Source organism: Plantactinospora sp. CA-294935 (assembly GCF_050936445.1).
GTDB lineage: Bacteria > Actinomycetota > Actinomycetes > Mycobacteriales > Micromonosporaceae > Plantactinospora.
In genome coordinates, this window is the sequence record NZ_JBNJMU010000001.1 from 7,348,871 (window position 1) to 7,375,407 (window position 26,537).

Sequence of the window (26,537 nt, forward strand, 5' to 3'; positions counted from 1 at the left end):
CATCCCAGGGGGATCCCGTGGACTATGTCGACTGGTACTGCGAGCGGACCGGGCCCGGCTTCTGGGGCGAGCCGTTCAACGCGGTCAGCAACATCGCGTTCCTCGTCGCCTCGGCGGCGGTGTGGCTGCTGCTGGCGCGGGGACGCGCCCGCGGCGAGCGGGTCCCGGCCAGTGTGGTGGTGCTCGCCGTCGAGATGGCACTCATCGGTCTCGGCAGCGGCGCGCTGCACACGACCGCCACCGAGTGGGGCGCCGAGGTCGACAACTGGTCCATCATCGTCTTCATCCACACCTACGTGGTCTGTCTCGCGCACTGGATGTGGGGGGTGCGCTGGCGGTACGCGTGGTTGGCCGCGCCGGCCTACACCGGCGCGGCGAGCGCGCTGCTCTGGGCGGTCGAGACGACCGCGGGCGAGACCGCCACCGTGGGCGGCTACCTGCCCGCGTTCGTGACCCTGCTCGGGTTCGCGATCGCGGTCGGCGTCTCCCGCGACCCGGCCCGCCGGGCGTCCGCCCGGCTGATGTGGCTGGCCACCGGAACGCTCACGATCGCCATCACCTCCCGCACGATCGACCAGGTCGAGCACGAGCGCGCCTGGGAGCACGGCGCCCACGTCTGCGACCGGATACCCGGCGCCGGCACGCACTTCCTGTGGCACGTGTTCACCGCGGTCACCCTGCTACTGATCACGGTGGCGCTGCTGCGCCGCGCCCGCCAGGTACGGGACTCCGGCGCGGCGCAGGATCCGGGCGGTCAGACCCGCGTCTCCGCCTCGGCAACCGGCTGAGCCATCGCGACGACGACCTTCCGGGCGCCGGTGAACGGCGCCCGGCCGTGCGCGGCGAGCATGTTGTCCACCAGCAGGATGTCCCCGGCCCGCCAGGGGAAGCTCACCGTGGCCCGCTCGTAGGCCGCGCGCAGGTGGTCGAGCACCTCCGGTTCGATCGGGGCGCCGTCGGCGTAGTAGCTGTTGGCCGGCAGGTCCTCCTCCGGCAGCTCGGCCAGCAGCCCGTCCCGGATCGTCGGCTCCAGAGTGGACACGTGGAAGAACGTGGCGTGGTTGAACCACACCACGTCCCCGGTGACCGGGTGTCGGGCGGTGACCGGGCCGATTCGGCGGGTACGGAGGCCACCATCGGGGCGCCACACGACCGTGAGCCCCGCCTGCCGGGCGTACTCCTCCAGGCGGGCGCGGTCGTCGGTCTGGAAGGAGGTCTGCCAGGGCAGCCCGAACCGGTCGCCGTAGTTGCGCACATAGCAGACGCCCCGCCGCACCAGCCGGTCGCGGATCGCCGGATCGATCAGCCGGTACACCTCCCGGACGTCGGCGAGCGGCGTCTGGCCGCCCGTCTCCGGCGCCACCACGCAGTGGAACGCCAGCCGGGCCGGCCAGGTGCTGGAGTACGACATCTCGTTGTGCACGAAGATCCGTTGGTCAGCGGGGTGGTCGGTCGAGGTGAACACGTTGCCGGCCACGTGGCTGCGCGGCGAGGAGCGTTCGTGCTCGGCGACCAGGTCGGGGTAGAGCGAGGCGAAGAACGCCTCGAAGTCCGGCACCGACGGCGGCCCGAAGCCCCGGAACAGGACCGCCCCGTGCCGATGCAGCCGCTGCTCCAGATCGGTGCGGTGGTCGGCGGCCCAGCCCCGCAGGTCGACTCCGGCCACAGTCGCGGTCACCATCAGGGGCAGTCCCCGGTCGGCCGGCGGGACCATCTCCACCAGGGCTCCGGCGCCGCTCGGGACCGGCCGCCGCCGGCCCGACACGAATCGTCGCGCGTCCATCGTCATCACTGTCTCCTCTCGGCGTCGGGCACCCTGCGCAGCGGGCGACGCCGCGCAGCGCGCAGGCCGTCCCGGGCGGCCGCGGCGAGCGCGGCAGCCTCCCGGTCGCCGTGCTCCCGTTCCCGCTCCTCCAGTACGGCGTCCAGGTCGTCCAGCCGGGCTGTGGGCTCGGCGACCACCCGCTCGAGTACGGCTTCGAGCTGCGCCAGGAGCAGCCGCACGGTCGACGGCGCGACCCGCGCGGTGTCGTACTCGGCGGAGAGGACGACACCGCGCGTGGTCCGGGCGGCGCGCAGGTTCAGGTCGACCTGGGCGGTCCCCCGGTCCAGCGGGTAGTCCACCAGCCGCACGCCGGGCAGCCGGAGCTGGTGCTCGGGCACGTTCTGGAGCACCAGCTTCACCTGGAACAGCGGCGACCGGCCCGGCCGACGGAGCGGTTTGAGCTCCTCGACCAGCCGGTCGAACGGCACCTCGTCGTGTGCGTAGTCCGACAGCGTCCGGTCCCGGACCCTGGCCAGCAGGGCGGCGAAGGTCTCCACGCCGGACAACTGCACGCGCAGCGGCAGCTGGTTGACGAAGAAGCCGATCAGCCCGGCCAGCTCCGGCTGGTCCCGCCCGGCGACGTCGGTACCGATCACCATGTCGTCGCGGCCCGTGAGCCGCCGCAGCACCAGCGCGTAGGCGGCCAGCAGCGCCATGAACAGGGTGGCGCCCGCCCGGGCGGCCAGGTCCCGCACCGCGTCCCCCAGCGCCGGCGGCAGCACCCTCGTGTCGGTCCGGCCGTCGCCGCCGGAGCCCGTACCGCCGGGCAGGTCCAGTAGGTCCGGCGCGTCCCGCAGGCGATCGCGCCATCGGTCGAGCAGGGCGGCCAGCCGCGCGCCCCGCAGCCGTTCCCGCTGCCACAGGGCGTAGTCCGGGTACTGGACGGGCAGCGCCGGAAGCGGCGCGGGCCCGCCGGCGGCCACGGCCGGGTACAGGGCGCTGATCTCGGCCAACAGCAGCTCCATGGACCAGCCGTCGCAGGCGATGTGGTGCGCGACCAGCACGGCGACGTGCTCGTCGGGGCTGACCCGCACCACCAGGGCGCGCAGCAGCGGCCCCTGGGCGAGGTCGAACGGGCGCCGGATCTCGGTGGTCGCGACCTCCCGCAGCCTCTCCTCCCGGTCCGGCTCCGGCACCTGCCCGAGGTCGGCCAGGCGGAACTCGGGCGGCAGGTCGGGCCGCACGCACTGCGCCGGCTCGCCGGTCCAGGTCGCCGGGTCGGGGAACGTGGTACGCAGCACCTCGTGCCGCCGGACGATCTCCCGCAGGACGCCTCGCAGGACCTCGACGTCGAGCGGGCCGTGCAGGCGCGCGGCGACGAAGACGTTCCACTGCACGCCCCCGTGGCCCATCTGGTGCACCAGCCAGAGCCGGCGCTGGGCAAACGACATCGGCACCCTGTCACCCGGTGCCCGGGACAGTCGCGGTACGGGTGCCCGCACCGGGTGCACCCCGACGGCCCGCTCCGGCAGCCGCCGGGCCAGCTCGGCGACCGTGGACGCCTCGAAGATGGTGCGGACCGGCACCGACCAGCCGTGCCGGCGCAACTCGGCCACCACCCGCATCGCGGCCAGCGAGTCGCCACCGGCGTCCAGGAAGTCCTCGTCCACCCCGATCCGGTCCCGGCCCAGCACCTCGGACCACACGTCGCACAGTGTCTCCTCGACGACACCACGGGGTGGGGTGGACGGCTGCCCGCCGTCCTCGGCGGGCGGCGGCAGCGCGGCGAGCGCGACCCGGTCGACCTTGCCGCTGGTGGTCACCGGGAAGGCCGGCAGGACCGCGAGGCGCGCCGGCAGCAGGTGCGGGGGCAACCGGTCCCGGGCGAACCGCCGCAGTTCGGCCGTTGACGGCTCCGGGTCACCCGCCGCCAGGTAGGCCACCAGGATGCGGGCGCCGTCGGCACCGGGTACGCCGAGCACGACCGCCTCGCGTACCGCCGGATGGCTCCGCAGCACCGCCTCCACCTCGGCCGGCTCGACCCGGACACCACGCACCTTGAGCTGCCGGTCGCGCCGGTCGAGGTAGAGGATGTCCCCGCCGGGCAGGTGGCAGGCGCGGTCGCCGGTGCGGTAGAGCCGGCCCCCCGGGACGGGCCCGAACGGGTCCGGGACGAACGCCTGCGCGGTCAGCTCGGGATCGTCGTGGTAGCCGCGCGCCAACCCCACGCCGCCCACGTAGAGCTCCCCCGGCACCCCGACCGGCACCGGTTCGCCCCGGGTGTCGAGGACGTGGGCGCGCATGTTCCAGATCGGACGTCCGATGGGGACGCCGACGGCGGGCACGGGCCGGTCGCCCGGCTCGTGGCAGGTGACGTCCCAGACCTCGGAGGTGCCGTAGATGTTGAGCAGCCGGCGCCCCGGCAGGCGCCGCCGGAACAGCCGCAGCAGCTCCGGCGTGAGCGCCTCCCCGCTGGTCACCCAGTACACCAACCGGGGAAGAGCCGCGGCGAGGTCGGCCTGGTGCTCCAGCAGCACCCGCAACAGCGTGGGCACCAGCCAGATCCGGGTCACCCCGTGCTCGGCCAGCGCCCGGACCAGCCGTGCCGGGTCGCGGACCTCCTCGTCCGGAATGATCACCGTCGGTACGCCGCGCAGCAACGGCCCGAGCAGCTCCCACAGCGAGTCCACGAAGCCGAGACTGGTCTTCTGGCAGCCGACCTCACCTGCCCCGAACGGGTACTCGTGCCACATCCAGGCCAGCCGGTTCAGCACCTGCCGGTGCGCGACGGCCACCGCCTTGGGGCGGCCGGTGGAGCCGGACGTGTGCAGCAGGTAGGCGAGCGCGTCCGGGTGCACGGCGACGCCGGGATCGGTGTCCGGCGTACCGGGCGGATCGGCGCGGTCCACCGCCAGTACGGCAACGCCGGGCGGGGGCGTCACCCGGGCCAGCCCGGACCGCGTGACCAGTACCGCCGCCCCGGTGGCGGCGAGCAGCGTCGCCATCCGGTCCGGCGGCTGCGCGGGATCCAGCGGCGCGTACACGCCGCCCGCCTTCAGCACCGCGAGCAGTGCCACGGCGGCGTGCGGGGACCGGTCGAGGCAGACCGCGACGACCTGCTCCGGTCCGGCACCGAGGGCGCGCAGGCGGTGCGCCAGCCGGTTGGCGCGGCGGTCCAACTCGGCATAGCTGATCCGCTCGCCCGCGCAGAGGTACGCGGTGGCCGCCGGCGTCCGGGCAACCTGGGCGGCGAAGAGTTCCGGCAGACTCCGGTCCACCGGCACCGGCTGTCCCGTGCCGTTCCATCCCGTGACCACGGCCTCGTAGCCGGCCGGATCGATGCTCCGCAACCGGTCGCAGCGCTGGTCCGGCTCGCGGGCCATCGCCGCCAGCACGGCCGCGTACTCCCCGGCGACGGCCCGGACCTGGGCCGGCGGCAGCTCCGCGGCGTCGTAGGACAGCTCGGCGGAGATCCGGGAGGTGGCCGGATCGACGCCGAACTCCGTCCACAGCGGGAAGTTCGTGTCGTCGAAGGTCCTGGCGTCCAGCAACGCCAGCTCGGTCACCCCCTCGAGCAGCCGGTAGACGTGGAACTGGACGAAGTTGAACGCGGTACGCAGCCGGGGCGGCTGGCCACCGGGCCCGGCCATCCGGGCCGCCGGGTACCGCCGGTGGGGCAACATCTCCCGTTCCACCTCGAACGCGTGCCGGACCAGTTCTGTCCACGACCCGGCCGGAACCGTGACGGGGACCGGCACGACGTTGAGGTACAGCCCCAGAGCACGTTCCCCGTCCCGCTCCTCCGGGCGGCCGTTGGTGACCAGACCGGTGAGAGTCGCGGGCTCGCCGGCCCGCAGGCTCATCACCCGCAGGTGCGCCGCGAACAGGACGCTCTTGACCGGCACGGCGGCCCGGCGGGCGAGACGGTGCAGCCCGTCGCCCACCTCCGGCGGGATCGACACCGGCTCGGCGTGCCGCCGACGGCGGGCCGGCGCGCGGGCGGCACCGGGCTCGGGTGCGGATGCGGGCTCGGGCTCGGGTGCGGGCTCGGGCCAGCGGGGCAGCGCCGCGCCACTCGCCCCACCCAGCGTGGCCGCCCAGTAGTCGCGGTGCGCGGCCGACTCCACGGCCGCGAGTTCGAGGCCGACGTACCGGCGGAAGGTGCTGGCCGGCACCGGTGACGCCGGCGCCGCTCCGCCGCGCAGCAGCGCCGCGTAGCTGGTGAACAGCTCGGTGAGCATCGACGCCATGCTCCAGCCGTCGAGCATCACGTTGGAGCAGCTGAACGTGGCCTGGAAGGTGTCCGGGCCGCGCAGGTGCACGTGCAGACGGACCAGGGACGGGGCGCTCCAGGAGAACCCGCGCTCCTTCTCCTGCTCCAGCCAGTCGGTGATCGCCGCCTCCTGCGCCTGCGGCGCGGCGTCCCGGAGGTCGGTCACGGCGACCGGCACCCGGCCGCCGCGGTGCACGACCTGGCGCGGCTCCCGGAACGAGTGCAGGTCGATGGAGGTACGCAGCACCGGGTGCCGGTCGGCGAGCTGGATCACGGCACTGCCGAACGCGTCCGGGTCGAATCGCCCGCGCAGGTGGAAGCTGAACACGTCGTGGTAGATCGAGAAGTCGTCCCGGTACTCGTTGTCGAAGATCATCCCGGCCTGGAGGGCCGTCAGCGGGTACGCGTCTTCCGCGTCGGGCGGCAGCCGCTCGCGCTCCTCCTCCGGGATCAGCGCGAACGGCGCGTCGACCGGCCCCGGGGACCCGGCCGGGTCGTCCTGCCGCCCGCCAGGCGTCCGGGCCAGCTCCCGCACGGTCGGGTTGCTGAACAGGTCCCGCAGGGACAGTGGCACGCCGCGTTCCCGGGCCAGCGCGAGCACCTCGATGGCGCGGATCGAGTCGCCGCCGAGGGCGAAGAAGTTGTCCTGTACGCCCACTCGGTCCAGCCCGAGCACGGCCGCCAGGACGCCGGCGAGAATCTCCTCACCCGGCGTCGCGGGCGGCACGAAGGTGCCCACGTCCGGGCGGGTGTCGCCCGGCGCCGGCAGGGCGGCCCGGTCCAGCTTGCCGTTCGCGGTCACCGGCAACGCGTCCAGCAGCATCAGCGGCGACGGGATCAGGTGCGCGGGCAGGCGCTCACGCAGGAAGTCGAGCAGGGCCGGGACGGCGGGCGCGGCACCGGGCGCCGCCACCAGGTAGCCGACGAGCTGGGCCGGGCCGGCCGGTGACACCCGCGCCAGCACGGACGCGTCCGCGACCTCCGGGTGCTCGCGCAGCACGGCCTCGATCTCGCCCGGCTCGATCCGTTGGCCGCGCACCTTGACCTGGCGGTCCAGCCGGCCGAGGTACTCGATCGCCCCGTCCGGGCGGCGGCGGGCGCGGTCGCCGGTCCGGTACAGCCGGGCACCCTGCCGTACCGCGAAGGGGTCCGGCACGAACCGCTCGGCGGTGAGGTCCGCCCGGCCGAGGTAGCCGCGGGCCAGCCCGAGCCCGCCCAGGTACAGCTCACCGGCGACACCGACGGGAACCGGGTGGAGCCTCTCGTCGAGCACGTGGACCGAGGTGTTGGCGATGGGGTGTCCGATCGGGACGGTCGGGCCCGTCGACCCGTCGCCGGCACCGTACGCCCAGGCAGTGACGTCGATGGAGGCCTCGGTCGGGCCGTAGAGGTTGTGCAGCCCCGCATCGATCGTCGCGGCGCAGCGGCGGGCGAGCTCGACGGGGAGCGCCTCCCCGCTACAGATCACGTGGCGCAGGCTCCGGCACCGCCCGGTGCCCGGCTCGTCGAGGCCGAGCTGGTCAAGGAACGGGCGCAGCATCGACGGGACGAAGTGCACGGTGGTGACGCCGGCGGTGGTGATCAGGTCGGCCAGGGCCGCCGGGTCCCGGTGCGCACCGGGATCGGCAACCACGATCTGGGCGCCGGCCAGCAGCGGCCAGAAGAACTCCCACACCGACACGTCGAACCCGAACGGTGTCTTCTGCAGCACCCGGTCGTCGGGCGTGAGCCGGTAGGTCTCCTGCATCCACAGCAGCCGGTTGAGCAGGCCCTGATGGGTGCTCATGACCGCCTTCGGCATACCCGTCGAGCCGGAGGTGTGGATCACGTAGGCGAGGTTGAGCCCGCCCGGACGACCCGGCGGCGGGCCGTCCGGTACCCCGGCCGAGCCGGCCGGAAACGGTTCCACCGCGACCCGGGGCACCCCTTCCAGGCCGGCCGGCGGCCCGGCCGCGTGGGTGAGCACGGCGGTGGCGTCACAGTCACGCACCAGGAAGGAGAGCCGCCGGGCCGGATGGCCCGGGTCCAGGGGCGCGTACGCGCCACCGGCTTTGAGTACGGCCAGCAGGGCCACCACCAGCTCGACCGAGCGCTCCAGGCACACCCCGACGACCCGGTCCGGGCCGACCCCGAGCAGCCGTAGGCGGTGCGCCACCTGATTGGCCCGCTCGTCCAGCTCCCGATAGGTCAGCCGGACCTCGCCGTGCCGGACCGCCACCGCGTCCGGAGCCCGGGCGACCTGGCAATCGAACAGGTCGACCACGGTCCGGTCGGTGTCGATGTCCGCTCCGGTGCCGTTCCAGCCGGCGACGAGTTGCTCGTGCTCCGCCCGGCCGAGCAGGCTGGCCCGCCACAGTGGACGGTCCGGGTCGGTCAGCGCGGCGGCCAGCAGGTTCCGGTAGTGGTCGGCGAACCGGGCCACCGTGGCCGGGTCGAAGATGTCGCTGTCGTATTCGACCGCGGCGGCCACCCCGTCGGCGTCCTCGGTCAGCACCAGTGTCAGGTCGAGCTTGGTGGTGCCGTTGTGCAGCGGGACACGTTCGACGGCGAGCCGGGCCGTCGAGAGCGGCGGCTGTGGTGCGTTCTGCAGGACGAACATCACCTGGAACAACGGCGCATGACTCAACCGCCGCACCGGCCGCAACTCCTCCACCAACCGCTCGAACGGCAACCCCCCATGCTCCAACCCACCCACCACCACATCCCGAACCCGACCCACCAACCCCCGAAACGACACCCCACCCGACACACCAACCCGCAACACCAACGTATTAACAAAAAACCCGATCAAACCCTCCAACTCCGCCCGCGACCGATTCGCCACCGGCGTACCCACACACACCTCACGCTGCCCCGAATACCGCGACAACACCACCACGAACCCCGCCAACAACGTCATGAACAACGTCGCACCCACACCCCGCCCCACCCCCACCAACCCCTCCACCAAACCCCGCTCCAACCGGAACCGGTGGTATCCGCCGCGACAGCTCTGCCGGGGCGGACGGGGACGGTCGGTGGGCAGTTCCAGCGCGGCCGGGGCGCCGGCCATCACCTCCCGCCAGTACGCCAGCTCACGGTCGAGCACCCGGCCGCGGAGCCGGTCGCGCTGCCAGGCGGCGAAGTCCGCGTACTGGATCGGCAGCTCCGGCAGCGGGCTCGGGCGTCCGGCCGCGAAGGCCGCGTAGAGGGTGGTCAGTTCGCCGACCAGGACCCCGGTCGACCACCCGTCGGAGACGATGTGGTGCATGGTCAGGACCAGCAGGTGCTCGTCCGCGCGCAACCGCAGCAGCGCGGCCCGCAGCAGCGGCCCGGCCGCGAGGTCGAACGGCCGCCGCGCCTCGGCGACGGCGTGGTCGAGCGCCGCCGCCTCGCGCTCCGGCTCCGGTACCCCGGTCAGGTCACGCACCTCCAGGACCGCGACGCCGCCGGTGAACTCCTGTCGGACCTGGCCGGATCGGATCGGGTACGTCGACCGGAGCACCTCGTGGCGCCGGCACACCTCGGCGACCGCGCGCCGCAGCGCCGCCACGTCCAGGACGCCTCGGGTACGGACCACCTCGTAGATGGTGTACGCGGGGCTCTCCGGCTCGTACTGGTGCAGGAACCACATCCGCTGCTGGGCGAAGGACAGCGGCGCCTCGTCGTGCCGGGCCCGGGGCACGATGCTGTCCCGGTCCGCCCGCCGCTGCTCGCGCAACCGATCCAGCAGGGCTCGGCGGTCCGGCGGCAACGCGGCGATCCGGCTGGTCCACTCGGTCACGGTGCCTCCGGGTTCTGGGCGTTCAACAGCAGTTCGACCTCTTCGTCGGTCATCCGCTCGACGGCCTCGACGAGGGCGCTGAGATCCTCGTCCCGGTCCACACCGGACAGCCGGCGCTCCACCTCGGCGGCGAGGCTCGCGACGGTGTCCGCCTCGAACAGCACCCGAAGCGGCAGGTCGACGTCGAGGCTCCGACGCAGCCGGGCCACGACCTGGCTCGCCAGCAGGGAGTGCCCGCCGAGGTCGAAGAAGCTCTCCTCGACACTGATCCGGTCCCGGCGTAGCACCTCCGCCCATACCTGGGCGACCTGGTGCTCGACCGGAGTCCTGGGTGCGACGAAGGTGCGGGATCCGGTGGTGAGGTCGGGCGCCGGCAGTGCCTTGCGATCCACCTTCCCGTTCACGTTGAGCGGCAGCGACCCGAGCGGGACGAACACGCCCGGCACCATGTACTCCGGGAGCCGGTCGCGAAGGAAGGCGCGCAGTTCGTCCCCGGAGACCGGCCCGGGATCGGCGACCACGTACGCCACCAGCCGCTTGTGCCCGGCACCGTCGTCGTGCGCGACCACGACCGTGTCCCGCACGGCGGGGTGTTCGGCGAGCGCCGCCTCGATCTCGCCCGGCTCGATCCGGAAGCCGCGCACCTTGACGAGGTGGTCGTTGCGTCCCAGGAACTCGATCGCGCCGTCGGGGCGGAACTGGCCGACGTCCCGGGTGCGGTAGAGCCGCGCGCCGGGCACCTTCGAGTACGGGTCGGGCAGGAACGTCCCCGCGGTGCGCGCCGGGTCGGACAGGTAACCCCGGCCCACACCCACTCCCCCGACGTAGACCTCGCCGGGTACGCCGACCGGGCACGGCTGGAACCGCTCGTCGAGGACGTACGCCCGCATGTTGCCGATCGGACGACCGATCGGCACGATCGGCGCCGCGTCGTCCGCGGGCGGCGATTCGCGCAGGGGCAGGTGGCACTGGTCGTCCGAGCACTCGGTCGACCCGTACGTGTTGAGCATCGGGACGTCCGGGTAGACGGCGAACCAGCGGCGGCACAGCTCCGCCATCAGCGCGTCGCCGGTGGGCACCACCCAGCGCAGCCCGCCGAGCCGCGGGCGCTGCGCGCCGAGCGTGTCCGCCTCGTGCACCATCTGGCGCAGCACGGACGGGACCACCTGGAGGACGGACACCCCCCGGTGCTCGGTCTCGGTGAGCAGCGCAGCCGCGTCGTGGGCGATCTCGTCGGGAATGATCTCCGTACAACCACCCCGGGTCAGCGCGGCGAGGAACTGCCACACCGAGACGTCGAACGACTGGGGACCGTTCTGCGCCACCACGTCCGCCTCGGTGATGCCCAGATCCCGGATCTTGGCAGTCAGGTGGTTGACCAGCCCCGCGTGCTCCACCATCACCCCCTTCGGGGTTCCGGTCGAGCCGGAGGTGTAGAGCAGGTAGGCGAGATTGCCGGGTACTGCCCGCCGGTCCGGGTCGCCGCCGTCCCGGTCCGCGGCGGCGGCCCGCAGCGCGGAGAGGCGACACAGCTCGGGCCGGTTCTCCTCGGGCAGCCCGCCGCACACCGCGCCGGCCAGGTCCGCGTACGCGTCGGCGGCGAGCACGACTCCGCAGCCGGAGTGCGCCACCATCGCGCCGAGACGGGCGGCCGGCTCGGCCGGGTGCAGCGGGGCGTAGACCCCGCCGGCCTTGAAGATCGCCAACAGGGTGACGAGATAGTCCACGTCCCGATCGGCGAGCAGGCCGACCAGCACCTCGGGCCCGACCCCGCGGTCGATCAGCACCCGGGCGAGCCGGTTCGCCGCCTCGTTCAGCTCGGCGTAGGTCAGCTCACGGTCGCCGCACCGCACGGCGATCCGGTCCGGCGTGGTCGCCGCCTGCGCCGCCACCAGCTCGTGCACGCAACGGTCCACCGGCACGCTGGACGCGGTGTCGTTCCAGTCGTGCAGGATCTGGCGCCGCTCGCCGTCCGTCAGCAGGGGTAGCGAACCAACCGGGCGGTCCGGCTCGGCGGCGGCCGACGCGAGCAGGGAGCACAGGTGCCCCACCATCCGCTCGATCCGGGCCGCGTCGAACAGGTCGGAGCTGTACTCGACGATCCCGGTCAGCCCGCCGTCGGCGGGTTCCAGCTCCAGGGTCAGGTCGTACTTGGCGGTGCCGTTGTCCACCGGTACCGACTCGGCGTGTACACCCGGCAGGCTCATCGCCGGGCGCGGTGCGTTCTGCAGGATGAACATCACCTGGAACAACGGCGCATGACTCAACCGCCGCACCGGCCGCAACTCCTCCACCAACCGCTCGAACGGCAACCCCCCATGCTCCAACCCACCCACCACCACATCCCGAACCCGACCCACCAACCCCCGAAACGACACCCCACCCGACACACCAACCCGCAACACCAACGTATTAACAAAAAACCCGATCAAACCCTCCAACTCCGCCCGCGACCGATTCGCCACCGGCGTACCCACACACACCTCACGCTGCCCCGAATACCGCGACAACACCACCACGAACCCCGCCAACAACGTCATGAACAACGTCGCACCCACACCCCGCCCCACCCCCACCAACCCCTCCACCAAACCCCGCTCCAACCGGAACCGGTGGGTGGCGCCGGCCGAGGTGCGCCGATCCGAGCGCGGGCGATCCGTCGGCAGTTCCAGTACGGCAGGGGCGCCGGTCAGCTCCGTGCGCCAGTACTCCAGGTCGGCGTCGTGCTCGTCGACGCGCTCACGCTGCCAGGCGGCGAAGTCCGCGTACTGGATCGACAGCTCCGGCGGCGCACCCTTCGACCCGCCGTCCACGCGCTGTCGGTAACCGGCGACGACCTCCTCCACCAGCAGGCCGAGTGACCAACCGTCGGCGATTACGTGGTGCATCGTGAGCAGGAACAGGTGGTCGGTCGGACCGATCCGGACCACAGCGGCGCGCAGCAGCGGCCCCGCCGCGAGGTCGAACGGCCGGCACGCCTCCTCCCGGGCCAGTCGCAGCGCCTCGGCCCACCGGTCCCCGGGCGCGATGTGCGACAGGTCGACGGTCGGGCAGGGTGGCTCGGTCTCCACCACCACCTGCATCGGCTGGCCGTCCACCACCGGCAGGACGGTCCGCAGCGCGGCGTGCCGCCGGACCGTGTCGGCCAGCGCCTCCCGCAGCGCGACGACCCGCAACGGCCCCCTGAGCCGGACGGCGAACGGCAGGTTCAGTGCCGGGCTCTCCGGCTCGTACTGGTGCAGGAACCACAGCCGCTGCTGCGCGAACGACAGCGGCGCCGGGCCCTGGCCGGCACGGCGCGGCACGGCCGGGTCCGGGGCGGGGCGGTCCGACCGGTCCGGCCCGTCGACCAACCGGGCGATACCGGCGATCGTCGGCGCGGCCAGCAGGTCACCGGCCGCCAGGTCGGCACCGAACGTGGCGCGCAGCCGTACGACCAGCCGCATAACGGTCAGCGAGGTGCCGCCGGCGTCCAGCAGGTCGTCAGTCACGCCGAGCCGGTCCACGCCCAGCAGGGAGGTGACGATGTCGTGCAGGGCATGTTCGGTCGGGGTACGCGGAGGCACCCCGGCCGGCGCCGGCCGGGCGGCGGCCGCGCGGGCGGTCAGCGCGGCCCGGTCCACCTTGCCGGTCGGCGTGCGGGGCAGGTCGGCGAGCACGACCAGGTGGGTGGGGACGAGCTGCTCGGGTAGCCGCGCCCGCAGGAACGACCGGAGCCGCTCGACGCCGTCACCCGCAAGCCGGCCCGGGTGGTCGGGCCGCTCCGTCAGGTACCCGGTCAGGACCGGATCGCCGTCCGGGCCGGTCACCGCCACCACCGCTGACTGCGACACGTCCGGATGCCGCTCCAACGCGGCCTCGACCTCGGCCGGCTCGACGCGCACGCCGCGGACCTTGAGCTGCCGGTCGGCGCGGCCGACAAGCACGAGCGTGCCGTCCGACAGCAGTCGCGCCCGGTCCCCGGTGCGGTACAGCCGGCCACCCGCGTCCGGACCGAACGGGTCCGGCACGAACCGCTCGGCGGTCAGCTCCGGCCGGCCGAGGTAGCCCCGGGCCAGGGCCGCCCCGCCGACGTACAGCTCCCCGGTGACCGCGATCGGAACGGGTCGCGCCTCCTCGTCGAGCACGTACAGCCGGGTGTTGTCGAGCGGGCGCCCGATCGGGACCGGTCCGCCGCCCGCGCCCGGCGGGCAGGCGGCGGCGGTCACGTCGCCCATCACCTCGGTGGCGCCGTACAGGTTGAACAGGCTGGCGCCGGGCAGTACCTGGTGGAACCGGTCCAGCAGGCCGCCCGGCAGCGGCTCGCCGCTGACCACCCAGTGCCGTAGCCGTGGCAGCGACCGGCCCTCGGCGGACAGCGCGTCGAGTACGACCCGAAGCAGGGACGGGACCAGCACGATCCGGGTCACGTTCCGGTCGGCCAACTCCCGTACCAGCGTGCCGGAGTCCCGCGTCGCCTCCGCCGAGAGCACCACCGTGGGGATCCCGCTCAGCAGCGGCAAGAACATCTCGGCGACCGAATCCACGAAACCGAGCGCCGTCTTGTGACAGCAGACGTCCTCCGGACCGAACGGGTGGCTGCGCCAACCCCACCGCAGGCGGTTCACCACCGCCCGGTGCGTGCTCACCACCCCCTTCGCCGGGCCGGTGGAGCCGGAGGTGTAGATGACCCAGGCGACGCTCTCCGGCCCGGCTGGCCCGGACGGACGGGAAGCAGCGGTGCCGCCCGCCGAAGCGATCTCCGGCCAGTCGGTGTCCAGCCGCACCACCGGTCCGGCGCCGGCAGGCAGGAGCGGGGCGAGCCGGTCCAGTGTGACCACCGCCGCCGGCTTCGCGTCCGCCAGCACGTCCGCCCGTCGCCCGTCCGGATGGTCCGGATCGAGCGGCAGGTACCCGGCGCCGGCCTTCCACGCACCGAGGATCGCCACGTACGCCGCCGCCGACCGTGGCAGCAGGACAGCCACCACCCCGTCCTCGGGCACGCCGTGCCCGTGCAGGTGCGCCGCCAACGCGTCGGCCCGCTCGCGCAGTTCCCGGTAGGTCAGCCGCTCGGCACCGTCGTACACGCAGACCCGGTCGGGCGTCCGCGCGGCCTGCGCGTCGAACAGTTCCGGCAGGCAGCGGCCGTCACCGGCCACCACCGGGCCGGTCCCGAGGGCGAAGATGGCGGCGAGTTCGCCGGGCGGGGGTGCGGTCAGCTCCCGTACCGACCGGTCCGCGCTGCCCGGCAGCCTGCCGAGCAGGTCGCCGAGCAGGTCGAGCCAGCGGACCGGGGTTGCCGGGTCGAAGAGCCCGGTGGCGTAGTCGAGCTCCAGGCGGAACGTGTCCGGGGTCTCGACCACGTTCAGCGCGAGGTCGAACTGGACGTAGCTGGTGGGAAACGTGACCTGTTCGACCCGCAGGCCGGTGAGCGCCGGCGGTTCGACCGGGCGGTCCAGGTTGAACATCGTGCCGACCAGTGGCGTGCGGGCCGGGTCCAGCCGCAGCCCGAGCCGCCGCACCAGGGCCGGGAACGGGTAGTCCTGGTGCTCGCCGGCATCGAGCACGGCGTCGCGGACCTGCGCGATGCAGTCACCGAGCGGCGCCGCCGGCGCGATCCGGACCCGGATGGGCACCAGGTTGGCGGACATGCCGATCATCCGCCCCCAGCGCCCGTCTACGCGCCCTGCCACGGGCAGGCCCACGACCAGCTCTCGCGCCCCGGTGATCCGGTGCAGCAGCAGCACGTACCCGGTCAGCAACAGCATGGTCGGGGTCGCCCGGTGGGCGGCGGCCACCTCGCGCAACGCCCCAGCCAGCTCCGGCGCCAGGGCGCGGGCGAGGCGTGCCCCCCGGTAGCCGCGGATCGCCGGCCGGGGGTGATCGGTCGGCAGCTCCAGGACGGGCAGGTCGCCCGCCATCCGGTCCAGCCAGTACCGCTCGGCGGCGCCCAGCCCTGGACCGGCCCCCCGCTCCAACCAGTCCCGGTACGCGCGGAACTGCGTCGGCGGCGGCAGTACCACCGGCACGTCCCGGCACGCGGCGTTGTACGCCTCGCCCAGTTCCCGCATCAGCACGCCCATCGACCAGCCGTCGGCGACGATGTGGTGCGCGCAGACCAGCAGGGTGTGCCGGGACTCCCGCTCGCGCAGCACGGTCACCCGGAGCAGCGGCCCACGGACGAGGTCGAACGGGAGACGCCCCGCCGCGGTCACCACCTCGGTCGGCGACGCGTCCGGCGGGACGTCCCGCACTGCCACCTCGACGTCCACCTCGGACGCCGGCCGGACCCACTGGTGTTCGCCCGCCGGGTCGAACACGGTGCGGAGCGACTCGTGCCGGCGCAGTACCTCGGCGAGCGCCGTCCGCAGCGCGTCGAGGCGCAGGACGCCCTCGACGCGCAGGACCGCAGTCTGGTTGTAGGCGACCGAGGCGTCGGTGTCCAGGCCGGCGAGTGTCCACAGTTGCCGCTGCGCCTCGGTGAGCGGGATCCGGTCCGGCACCGGTTCGTCGGCCGCCGGGGTCACCGGTTCCCGGGCGGGCCCGGACCGGGCGGCCGGAAACAGCAGTCCACTCTGCCGGCCCTGGCGGAGGCTCGCCGCGACTGCGGCGACCACCGCGTCGACGTCGGCGTCGGTGTGTGCGGTGGACAGGAAGCAGTTGCCGCCCTCCCTGGCGTGCACGCCGTTGTGGACGAGGTGCTGGAAGAAGAGTTGAAGGTCGGCGCCGGAGGCGAACCGGAACTGCGACCCGAACCGCAGCACCGACACCGGCACCCCGTCGGCCGCGAAGAGGTCGCCGAGCCGCTCGACCAGCCCCGCGGTCCGCTCGTTGAGATCGCGTTGCAGCTCCGGACCCTGGCGCTGGAGTTCGGTCAGCGTCGCCAGCGCGGCCGCCATGGCCAACGGATGCTTGCAGAACGTGCCGGCGAAGAAGGTGGTGCGCGCCCTCGGGTACGAGTCGTCGCCGTAGCTCCACCGGCCCCCGTCCACGGCGTCCAGGTATGCCGCCCGCCCGGCCACCGCCCCGATCGGCATCCCGCCGCCGAGCACCTTCCCGTACGCGCAGAGGTCGGCGCGGACGCCGAACCACTCCTGCGCACCGCCGGGCGCGCACCGGAACCCCGTGACGATCTCGTCGAAGATCAGCGCCGCGCCCAGCCGCTCGGTGAGCTCCCGCAACCGGCGCAGGAACTCGCCCGGTTGGACGTCCGGCCGCCGGCTCTGCACCGGTTCGACCAGCACGGCCGCCACGTCCGCCCCATTGGCTGCCAGGTATTCGAGCGACTCGGGCCGGTCGTAGTCGAGCACCACCACGTCGTCCACCACGTGCGGCAGTACGCCGGGTGCGAGCGGGGCGGGCCGGCCGCCGGCGAGCCGGCGCGGGCGTACCAGCGTCCCGTCGAAGCCGCCGTGGTACGCGCCGGTGAACTGGACCACGGTGCCCCGGCCGGTGTGGGCCCGGGCCAGCCGCAGCGCGGTCATCACCGCCTCGGTGCCGGTGTTGCAGAAGACGACCCGCTCCGCCCCGGTCAGCTCGCAGGTCAGCTCCGCGACCCGCCCGGCCAGGTCCGACTGGGCGCCGAGGTGCACACCGAGCCGGAGCTGCTGGTGAATCGCCTCGGTGACGAACGCCGGGGAGTGCCCGAAGAGATTGGTGCCCATGCCCAACAGCAGGTCGACGTACTCGTTCCCGTCGACGTCCCAGACCCGGCTGCCGGCCGACCGGTGCAGCGCGATCGGATACACGATCTCCTTCGTCGCCATCCGGAAGTCCGACAGGGCACGGTTCGCGTTGTCCGCGAGCACCGGCCGGTAGGTGGCGGCCAGCCGCTTCGAGCCGGCGGTGCGGGCGGCGTAGCTCTGCAGGAACGGGGCGAGCGCCGCGCGCCGCGCCGGGTCGTCCGCGTCGGCACCTCGCACCGTGAACGGGCGGTACGGCCCGAGGTCACCCGCCTCCACCGGCTCCGCAGGCCCCGCCTCCGCGACCGCCTCGGGCGACCCGCCGTCGGCCGCCCGGTCCACCGGCGTGGGCGCCGCGCCCTCCGGCTCCGTCGGAAGGGTGTCGCCGCCGGCCAGCACCCGCAACTGCTGCGCTATGACGTCGGCAAGCACCTCGAGCTGCCGCTCCATCAGCTTTGCCGCCGTCCCGCCGTCCGGGAGCTGCAGGGTCTGCGGCACCGCCGGGTCCCGGTGCGGCGCGCCCGCCGCCGTCGGGGCGGCGCCTCCGGCCGCGACCGGAGGCGTGTCCGGCTCCCCCGGACCTGGTTCCGCCGCCTGACGGCGGTCGGCCGGCAGCAGCGCGTCGATGTGCGCGGCGAGCGCGTCGAGGGTGTTCAGCTCCGAGATGATCTGGCGCATCCCGACGGTGATCCCGTACTCGTCGCCGACGAGTTGGGCCAGTTCGATCATGGCGATCGAGTCGACACCGGCCTGGAGAATCGGGATCGCCGGGTCCACCTGCTCGGGGCGGGCGCGCAGCAGCCGGGCCACGGCCGCGCGCAGGTGTGCGACGATGCGCTCGTGCCGCCCGGCGGGCGTCGAAGCGGTCAGCGCGGCGGGCGTCGAAGCGGTCAGCCCGCCGGACGTCGAAGCGGTCCGCGCCTCGCCGGACGTCGAAGCGGTCCGCGCCTCGCCGGGCGTCGAGGCGGTCAGCCCGGTGGACGTCGAAGCGGTCCGCGCCTCGCCGGGCTCACCCGACCCGGCGTCGGTGGGCGCGTGGTCCTCGATCCAGTACCGCTGCCGTTGGAACGGGTAGTCCGGCACCGTGACCCGGAACCGGCGCTCGTGCCGGTCGAAGCCGGTCCAGTCCACCGGAACCCCGTGCGCGTACAGCCGGCCGAGCGTGTCGAGCAGCGCGTCCCAGTCGTCGACGCCCTGCCGCAGCGACGGCAGCCACAGCGCCGGCTCGCCCCCACCGATCGGGTCGATGTGCCGGCCCACCCCGGTCAGCGTCGGGTGCGGCCCCACCTCCAGGAAGACCCGGGCCGGCGGCCGGATCGCGGCGAGCGCGTCGGCGAACCGAACCGGTTCGGTGAGGTGCGCCAGCCAATGCTCCGGGCCCGGTACCTCCCCCGGGCCGATCCGGCGCCCGGTCAGCGCGGAGTACATCGCGGTGGCCGGCTCGGCGAAGCGCTGGCGGGCCAGCACGGCGGCGTACTCGTCCCGCATCGGCTCGATCAGCGGGGAGTGGAACGGGCAGTGCCCCGGCAGCTCCTGCACCGCCGTGTCCCGGGCCCGCAGCGCCTCGGCCAGCTCGCGCACCGCTTCCCGGTCCCCGGAGACGACCACCTGGCGCGGGCCGTTGACCGCGGCGACCGCGACCGGATGGCCGCCCGCCGCCAGCACGGACCGGACCTCCTGCTCCGGCGCGAAGACGGCGGCCATCGCGCCGTCCGGGGCGACCCGCTGCATCAGCCGGGCCCGCTCGGCGACCAGCCGCACGCCGTCCTGCGCCGGGAAGACGCCCGCCACGCACGCGGCGACGTACTCGCCGAGGCTGTGGCCGAGCACCGCGGCCGGGCGCACCCCCCACGACTGCCAGAGCCGGGCCAGGGCGTATCCGAGACTGAACAGCACCGGCTGGGCCACCCGGGTGTGGTCCAGCTCGGCGGAGAGCCCGCCGTCCGGGTCGAGGTACCGCTCGACCGGGGCGTCCAGGTAGGACGCGAGCGGCTCCCGGCACTCGTCGAGCGCGGCCCGGAACGCCGGCTCGCCGTGGTACAGCGCCCAGCCCATGCCGGAGTACTGGGCCGTCTGGCCGGTGAACAGGAACGTGACCGCCGGCGGCTGGCCTGCGGCGCCGAGGATCAGCCCGTCGGTGTCGTCCCGGCCGTACCGCTCCAGGGCCGTACGGAGCTGCGCCGTCGAGGCGGCCGGCAGTGCCAGGCGGTGGGTGAAGTGCCGCCGTCCGGTGTTCGCGGTGAAGCAGTAGTCGGCCAGGTCCACGCCGGGCTCGTGGCGCAGCCGCTCGGCGTGCCGTCCGGCCAGCTCGCGGAGCGCCGGCTCGGTCCGGGCGGAGAGCGTGAGCAGGTGCCGTGTGCGTCCGCCGGCCGGGCGGGCCGGCCGGGACGGTGCCTGCTCCAGCACGACGTGGGCGTTGGTGCCACCGATGCCGAACGAGCTGACCCCGGCCCGGCGGGGCCGGCCGGTACGCGGCCACTCCCGCCGCTCCGTGTTGACGTAGAACGGGCTGTGTTCGAAGTCGATCGCCGGATTGGGATGCTGGAAGTTCAGGCTGGCCGGGATGACGCCGTGGTACACGGCCAGCGCGGTCTTGATCAGGCCGGCCACCCCGGCCGCGGTGCTCAGGTGACCGATGTTGGTCTTCAGCGAGCCGATCGCGCAGAACCGCTCGCGGGCGGTGGTCCGGCGGAACGCCTGGGTCAGCGCCTCGACCTCGATGGGGTCGCCGAGCGAGGTGCCGGTGCCGTGCGTCTCGACGTAGTCCACGGTGTCCGCGTCCACCCCGGCGAAGTCCAGGGCACCCGCGATCACGGCGGCCTGGGCGTCCACGCTGGGCGCGGTGTAGCTCACCTTCGCGTTCGCGTCGTTGTTCACGAACGAGCCCTTGATGACCGCGTAGATCCGGTCGCCGTCCCGCACCGCGTCGTCGAGCGGCCGGAGCACCACCACCCCCATGCCGTTGCTGAACACCGTGCCGCGGGCGTCCCGGTCGAAGGCCCGGCAGTGCCCGTCCGGGGAGAAGATGGCGTCCTCGTGGTAGATGTACCCGGTCTTCTGCCGCGCCTGCACCGAGACGGCGCCGGCGACCGCCACGCTGGACTGCCCGGTGAGCAGGCTCTGGCACGCCAGGTGTACGGCCACCAGCGACGTGGAGCACGCCGACTGGACGGTCATGCTCTCGCCCGACAGGCCCAACTTGTACGACACCCGGGTTGCCAGGTAGTCCTTCTCGTTGGCGACCAACCCCTGGTAGCTGCGCAGCCTGGAGCCGGTCCGGGGCAGCACCGAGAGCAGGTACGTGTTGCTGGTGGAACCGGCGTAGACCGACACGTTGCCGTCGTGGTCGCCCAGGTCGTGGCCGGCGTCCTCCATCGCGTGCCAGACGAGCTCCAGGAAGAGCCGGTGCTGGGGGTCCAGGTCCTCCGCCTCGGCGCGGGAGATGCCGAAGAACTCGGCGTCGAACCGGTCCGCGCCGGCCATCACCCCGGCCACCGGCACGAAGTTCGGGTCGGCCGGGTCCACCGGCAGGAAGTCGTACGGCTCCAACTCCTCGGGGCGGAAGACCGACAGGCATTCCCGGCCCTGTACGAGGTTGGCCCAGAACTCCGCGAGGTCGCTCGCCTCGGGGCAGCGGATCGCCATCCCAACGATGGCAATGTCGGTGGAACTCATCGCGTACCGCCCTGCCGCCGCGCCCGCAGGTCCTCGAGTCTCTCCCGTCGGTGCGCGGCGGTGGCCCCGCTGCGCCGCAGATGGGTGGAGACCCGGGGGTCGGACTGGCTCAGATGCTCCGCGAGCGCCCGCACGGTCGGGTACTGGAAGAGCTTAACGATCTCCAATTCGATCTCCAAGGTCTCGCACATGCGCTGATGGGCCCGGGCCAGCGAGAGCGAGTTGCCCCCCGCGTCGAAGAAGTTGTCGTGCACGCCCACCCGCTCCACGCCGAGGACCTCCGCCCAGATGCCGGCGAGCGTCTCCTCCAGCGGTGACACCGCGGCGGTGAACTCACCGTCGAGCGCGGGCCGCTGCCGCTCCGGCGCCGGAAGCGCGCGGCGATCGACCTTGCCGGACACCGTCCGGGGCAGCACGGGCAGGACCAGCACCACCGCGGGCACCATGTACTCGGGCAGCCGGTCCGCCACGTGGCGGCGCAGCTCGCTGGTTGTCGGCGCCGGCTCGGCCACCACGTACGCCACCAGCCGGGTCTGCCCGGTGTCGTCCGGGCCGGCCAGCACGGCGGCGTCCCGTACCGCGGGATGCCCGGCGAGGACCGCCGCCACCTCCGCCGGTTCGATCCGGTGTCCCCGCACCTTGACCTGGTCGTCCCGGCGACCCAGGTGCGCGATGTCGCCGCTGGGCAGGTACCGGGCGAGATCCCCGGTGCGGTAGAGCCGGCCCCCGGGGCGCTCGCCGAAGGGGTCGGGCAGGAACCGCTCGGCGGTGAGGTCGGGCCGGTCGAGGTACCCGCGGGCCAGCGACGGGCCACCGACGTACACCTCGCCGGCCACGCCGGGCGGCACCGGGGACATGCTGTCGTCCAGCACGTACACGTCGATGCCGGGCAGCGGGGTCCCGGCCGGCACCGCGGCGCCAGGGGTTTCCGACTCCCCGGACGGCGGGACCTGGTGGCTGGTGGCGATACCGGAGATCTCGGTGTGGCCGAACAGGTTGACCATACGAACGCCGGGGCGCAGCCGGGCGAGCCACCACTGCGGCAGGTCCGCGTGCAGCGTCTCGCTGGCGGACAGCAGCAGGCGGAGCTGGTTGTCCAGGAGCGCGTCGCGGCGCGGTGCGGGCAGCCGGTCCAGCGCCTCGGCGCTGTGCCGCCAGAACGACGGGGTGGCGGAGACGACCGTCACGCCGTGCCGCCGGATCAACTCGAAGAGCGCCGGCACGTCCGTGACGCGGTGTCGGGGCACCGGCACCACCGCCCCGCCAGCACAGAGCGGCACGGTGAGCTGCCGTACCGAGGAGGCCGCAGCGAGCGGCTCGACCAGCAGGTACCGGTCGTCCGCGGTCGCCCGCGTCCGGCTGGAGAGCGCCCGCATCTGGGCGACGAGCCCGGCGTGGGTCATCATGACGCCCTTCGGCCGGCCGGTCGAGCCGGACGTGTAGCCGACGCAGGCCACGCCGGACGGCCCGCCGGGAAACGCACGGCCGGCAAGGTCGTCGGCCGGCTCCCCGGCGATGGCCGGGCCGTCGGCGTCGAGGTCGACGACGGCCACGGTGGACGGTAGGTCCGGCGCCGGCCCCCGGGTAACGACGGCGGCGGCCGCAGCGGCACCGAGCAGGTGGGCGCGGTGCGGCGGCGGGTGGCCGGGATCCAGGGGCAGGTAACCGGCGCCGGTCTTGAGCACGGCGAGCACCGCCAGCACCTGCTCCGCCCCGGGATCGAGGAGGACGCCGACGACGGCCCCGTCCCCGATCCCGCGGGAACGCAGGTGCCGGGCCAGCCGGTTGGCGCCCTGGTTGAGATCGCGGTACGTGACCTCGCGGTCGCCGTCGACCACGGCGACCCGGTCCGGCGTGCGGGCCACCTGCGCCTCGAAGAGCCGGTGCACCAGGTCGCCGTCCGGTCGACCCGGCGGCCCGGGCCGCCGATCGCCGGCAGGGGCGAGCGGCAGTGCCGACACCCGCCGGTCGGGCGCCTCGACGGCGGCGGAGAGCAGGGCCTCCAGGTGGCCGGCTATCCGGGCGATCGTCTCCGCGTCGAACAGCGCGGTGCGGTAGGTGAGGGAGCCGGCCAGCCCTCCGTCCACCTCCGCGAGGTGCAGGGACAGGTCGAACTGCGCGGTCCTGCTCCGCAGGCCGACGGACTCGACGGGCAGCGGGCCGAGCCGCCCGCGCAGCCCCGGCCCGGCCAGCGCCATGGCCGCGAGTTCGCCACTGCCGTGCAGCCGGGCCTGCTGGAAGGTGAACGCGGTCTGGAAGACCGGCGAGACCGAGGCGTCCCGGCGTACGCCGAGCCGCGCGACCATCTCGGGGAACGGGCAGTCCTGGTGTGCGAGCGCACCCAGCACGGTGCGCCACGCGTCACCCAGGAGCTGCGCGAAGGTCGGCTCTCCCGACAGGTCCGCGCGCAGCGGCACCATGTTAACCAGGTACCCCACCACCGCGCCGAACGCCGCCCGCCCCCGCCCGGTCAACGACGAGCCGACGACGATGTCGTCCTGCCCCGTATACCTGTGCAGCAACGCCTGGTAGCCGGCGAGCAGGACGGTGAACAGCGTCACGCCGCGCTCCGCCGCCAGCGCCCGCAGCCGGGCGGTGAGTTCCGTCCCGAGCCGGAACGGGTGCACCGCGCCGGCGTACGTCCGCTCCGGAGGTCGCGGCCGGTCCAGCGGGAGCCGCAGCACCGGCAGGTCACCGGCGAGCTGTCCCCGCCAGTACGTCCACAGCCGCTCGCCCTCGGGGCCGGCGAGCAGGCGTTGCTGCCAGCGGGCGTAGTCCTGGTGCTGGACCCGCGCCGGTTCCGCCGGCCCGGTGCCGCCAGCCTGGTACAGCGTGCCCAGCTCACCGAGCAGGATCTCCAGCGACCACAGGTCGGCGGCGATGTGGTGCACGGCCAGCAGCAACACGTGCTCCCGCGGACCCCGGCGGAACACGGCGACCCGCAGCACCGGTCCGCTTTCGAGGTCGAAGGGCTCGTCCGCCTCGTCGGCCAGGGCCCGGTGCAGCCGCCCGTCGTCCCAGCCGGTCGCGTCGTGCTCCCGGAACCAGCCGTCGACGCGGTCCCGAACCACCGCGACCGGCTCCCCGCCGCGCGCCGGGTAGCTGGTGCGCAGGATCGCATGCCGGTCGACGAGGGCGGCGAACGCGTGCCGGAGGGCCGCCGGGTCCAGGTCGCCCGGGATCCGCACGGCGCAGGAGATGGTGTACGCGGCGCTGGCCGGCGCGAGTCGCTGGAGGAACCACATCGACCGCTGGCCGACGGAGAGCACGGCCTCGCCAGGACCCGCCTCGCCAGGATCCGCCTCGCCAGGATCCGCCTCGTCGGAGCTGGTCCCGCCGGAGCCGGCCTCGCCGGGGATGCCCGACGGCTCGACCAGGCGCTCGGCGAGGGCGGCGACGCTGGCGCCGTCCACGATGTCGGCCAGCGGCAGCAGGGTGTGCAGGTCCTCCTCGATGCGGTGCTGGAGCATGGTCGCGGCCAGCGAGTCGAGGCCGAGCTCGTTCAGCGGGCGGTCCAGCGGCACCTCGCTCCCGTCGACCCGCAGCACCGCGGCCGCCTGCGCCCGCAGGTACGCCTCGACGAGCCGGCGGCGGGCCGGCGGCGCGGCGGCCCGCAGCCGGGCCGGCTCGGGCGGCACGACCCGCTCGCCCGCCGCGTCCTGCTGCGTAGCCCCCTGCCCGACGAGCTGCACCGTGCTCTGCCCCACGACGGTGAGCCGCCCGGCCAGGTAGTCGGCGCGGCAGCGGTGGCGCTGGATCTTCCCGCTGCTGGTCCGTGGCACGCTGCCGGGGCGGATCAGCACCACCGCGTGCGCGTGCAGCCCGTGGGCCGCGGCGACCTCCCGGCGGACCGCGCCGGCCACCTGCTCCGGATCCACCCCGTCGCCGAGCACGGCCTCGTAGACCAGCACCAGCCGCTCCTCGCCACCGGCCTCGACCGGGAAGGCCGCACCGCACCCCGGACGGAGCACGGGATGCGCTCCCTCCACCGTCCGCTCGATGTCGTGCGGGTGGTGGTTCCGGCCGCGGATGACGATGAGGTCCTTGATCCGACCGGTGACGAAAAGCTCGCCGTCGTCCAGGAAGCCCAGGTCGCCGGTGCGCAGGAACGGGCCGTCACCGGACTCCGCCACGCGGGCGCCGAAGGTGTCCGCGGATTCCTCCGGACGGTTCCAGTAACCCCGGGCGACGCTGGTCCCGGCGACCCACACCTCGCCGACCGCACCGGCCGGGCTGGCCCCGCCGGTGTCCGGATCGACGATGCGCAGCACCTGGTCCGGCAGGCCCCGGCCGCTGCCGACGAGTGCCTGACCGGCCGGTCCGGACGCGGGCGCCACCCGGCCGCGTTCGAGTTCCGCCCGGTCGAACGTCCTGACCACCGCAGGTCCTCCGCTGACCAGCAGCGTCGCCTCGGCCAGGCCGTAGCACGGCAGGAACGCCGACCGACGGAACCCGCACGGCGCGAAGTACTCGGCGAACCTGTCGATCGTCTCCGGGCGGATCGGCTCGGCACCGTTGAAGGCCACCCGCCAGCCGCTCAGGTCCAGCTCGGCACGCTGCTCCTGGCTGATCCGGCGCAGGCACAGCTCGTACGCGAAGTTCGGCCCCCCGCTGACGTCCGATCCGGTTTCGGCAATTGTCTCCAACCACCGGTACGGCGACTGGAGAAATGTCGTGGGCGACATCAGCGTCATGGGAAATCCGGCGTACAGCGGTTGCACCACGCCGCCGATCAGCCCCATGTCGTGAAAGGGCGGCAGCCAGACCGTCGACCGGCTCTGTGCCGTGGTGCCGAAGAGCCGGCTGATGTGCTGGGAATTGTGCAGGATCTGCCGGTGACTCAGTATCGCGCCGCGCGGCTGTCCGGTCGATCCCGAGGTGTACTGCAGCAGGGCCACGGTCTCCGCGCCGATCGGCACCGCCGGGCCGGGCTCGTCCGCCTCGGGCAGCGCCGCCGTGTGGATCCACCGCAGCCGGCGCAGCTCGTCGCCGAGCCACGACTCGCCCGCCGGCACCCGGGTGGGCGAGTCGGTGAGCGCGACCGCCGCTTGGCTGTCGGCCAGGATCGCGGCCAGCCGGGGTAGGGATCGCCGACCCCGTGGCGGGTACGCGGGGACCGCGACGACGCCGGCGTATAAGCAGCCGAAGAGCGCGACGAGGAAGTCCAGTCCGGGCCGGTAGAGCAGGAGCGCCCGCTCGCCCGGCGCCGTCGTCCGGAGGAGTTCTGCGGCGACCGCCCGGGCGCGACCGGCCAGTTGGCCGTAGCTGAGGCTGGCGTCGTCCCGCCCGGCCTCGTCCCGGAAGAGGTACGCCACCTGGTCCGGCGCGCCCGCCGCGCGCTGGTCGAGGATTTCGACGAGGTGCGACCAGGCAGGCACGGATACGTCGGCCATGAAACCT

5 protein-coding genes are annotated in these 26,537 nt (G+C 74.0%); 1 reads left to right on the forward strand and 4 read right to left on the reverse strand.

Annotated elements, in window-relative coordinates; genetic code table 11:
* The first annotated feature begins 17 nt into the window (after positions 1-17).
* Positions 18-788 carry a ceramidase domain-containing protein gene (locus ACQEVC_RS32210; RefSeq protein WP_432885137.1) on the forward strand — a complete coding sequence of 257 codons (771 nt, stop codon included), beginning with the start codon at positions 18-20 and terminating at the stop codon, positions 786-788.
* Here the strand turns inward: ACQEVC_RS32210 and ACQEVC_RS32215 are convergent.
* Genes ACQEVC_RS32215 through ACQEVC_RS32230 form a run of 4 tightly spaced genes read right to left on the reverse strand, consistent with a single transcriptional unit; the run spans position 755 to position 26,530 of the window.
* Complete coding sequence (locus ACQEVC_RS32215) at positions 755-1,789, reverse strand: TauD/TfdA family dioxygenase (protein WP_432885139.1); 1,035 nt, start codon at positions 1,787-1,789, stop codon at positions 755-757. The genes ACQEVC_RS32210 and ACQEVC_RS32215 overlap by 34 nt on opposite strands.
* Positions 1,789-9,801, reverse strand: a complete 8,013-nt coding sequence (locus ACQEVC_RS32220) for an amino acid adenylation domain-containing protein (protein WP_432885141.1) — start codon at positions 9,799-9,801, stop codon at positions 1,789-1,791. Before ACQEVC_RS32220 ends, ACQEVC_RS32215 begins: the two co-directional genes overlap by 1 nt.
* Positions 9,798-21,137: an amino acid adenylation domain-containing protein gene (locus ACQEVC_RS32225; RefSeq protein WP_432885144.1), complete on the reverse strand. Its 11,340-nt coding sequence runs from the start codon at positions 21,135-21,137 to the stop codon at positions 9,798-9,800. Before ACQEVC_RS32225 ends, ACQEVC_RS32220 begins: the two co-directional genes overlap by 4 nt.
* Entirely contained in the window at positions 21,134-26,530 is a 5,397-nt protein-coding gene (locus ACQEVC_RS32230) for an amino acid adenylation domain-containing protein (protein ID WP_432885146.1), read from the reverse strand. The genes ACQEVC_RS32225 and ACQEVC_RS32230 overlap by 4 nt, the downstream gene beginning before the upstream one ends.
* Positions 26,531-26,537: the final 7 nt, after the last annotated feature.

Coding starts and splice junctions, on each gene's coding strand:
- ACQEVC_RS32215 (WP_432885139.1), bottom strand. CDS start 1,789: ATGACGATGGACGCGCGACGATTCGTGTCGGGCCGGCGGCGGCCGGTC.
- ACQEVC_RS32225 (WP_432885144.1), bottom strand. CDS start 21,137: ATGAGTTCCACCGACATTGCCATCGTTGGGATGGCGATCCGCTGCCCC.
- ACQEVC_RS32230 (WP_432885146.1), bottom strand. CDS start 26,530: ATGGCCGACGTATCCGTGCCTGCCTGGTCGCACCTCGTCGAAATCCTC.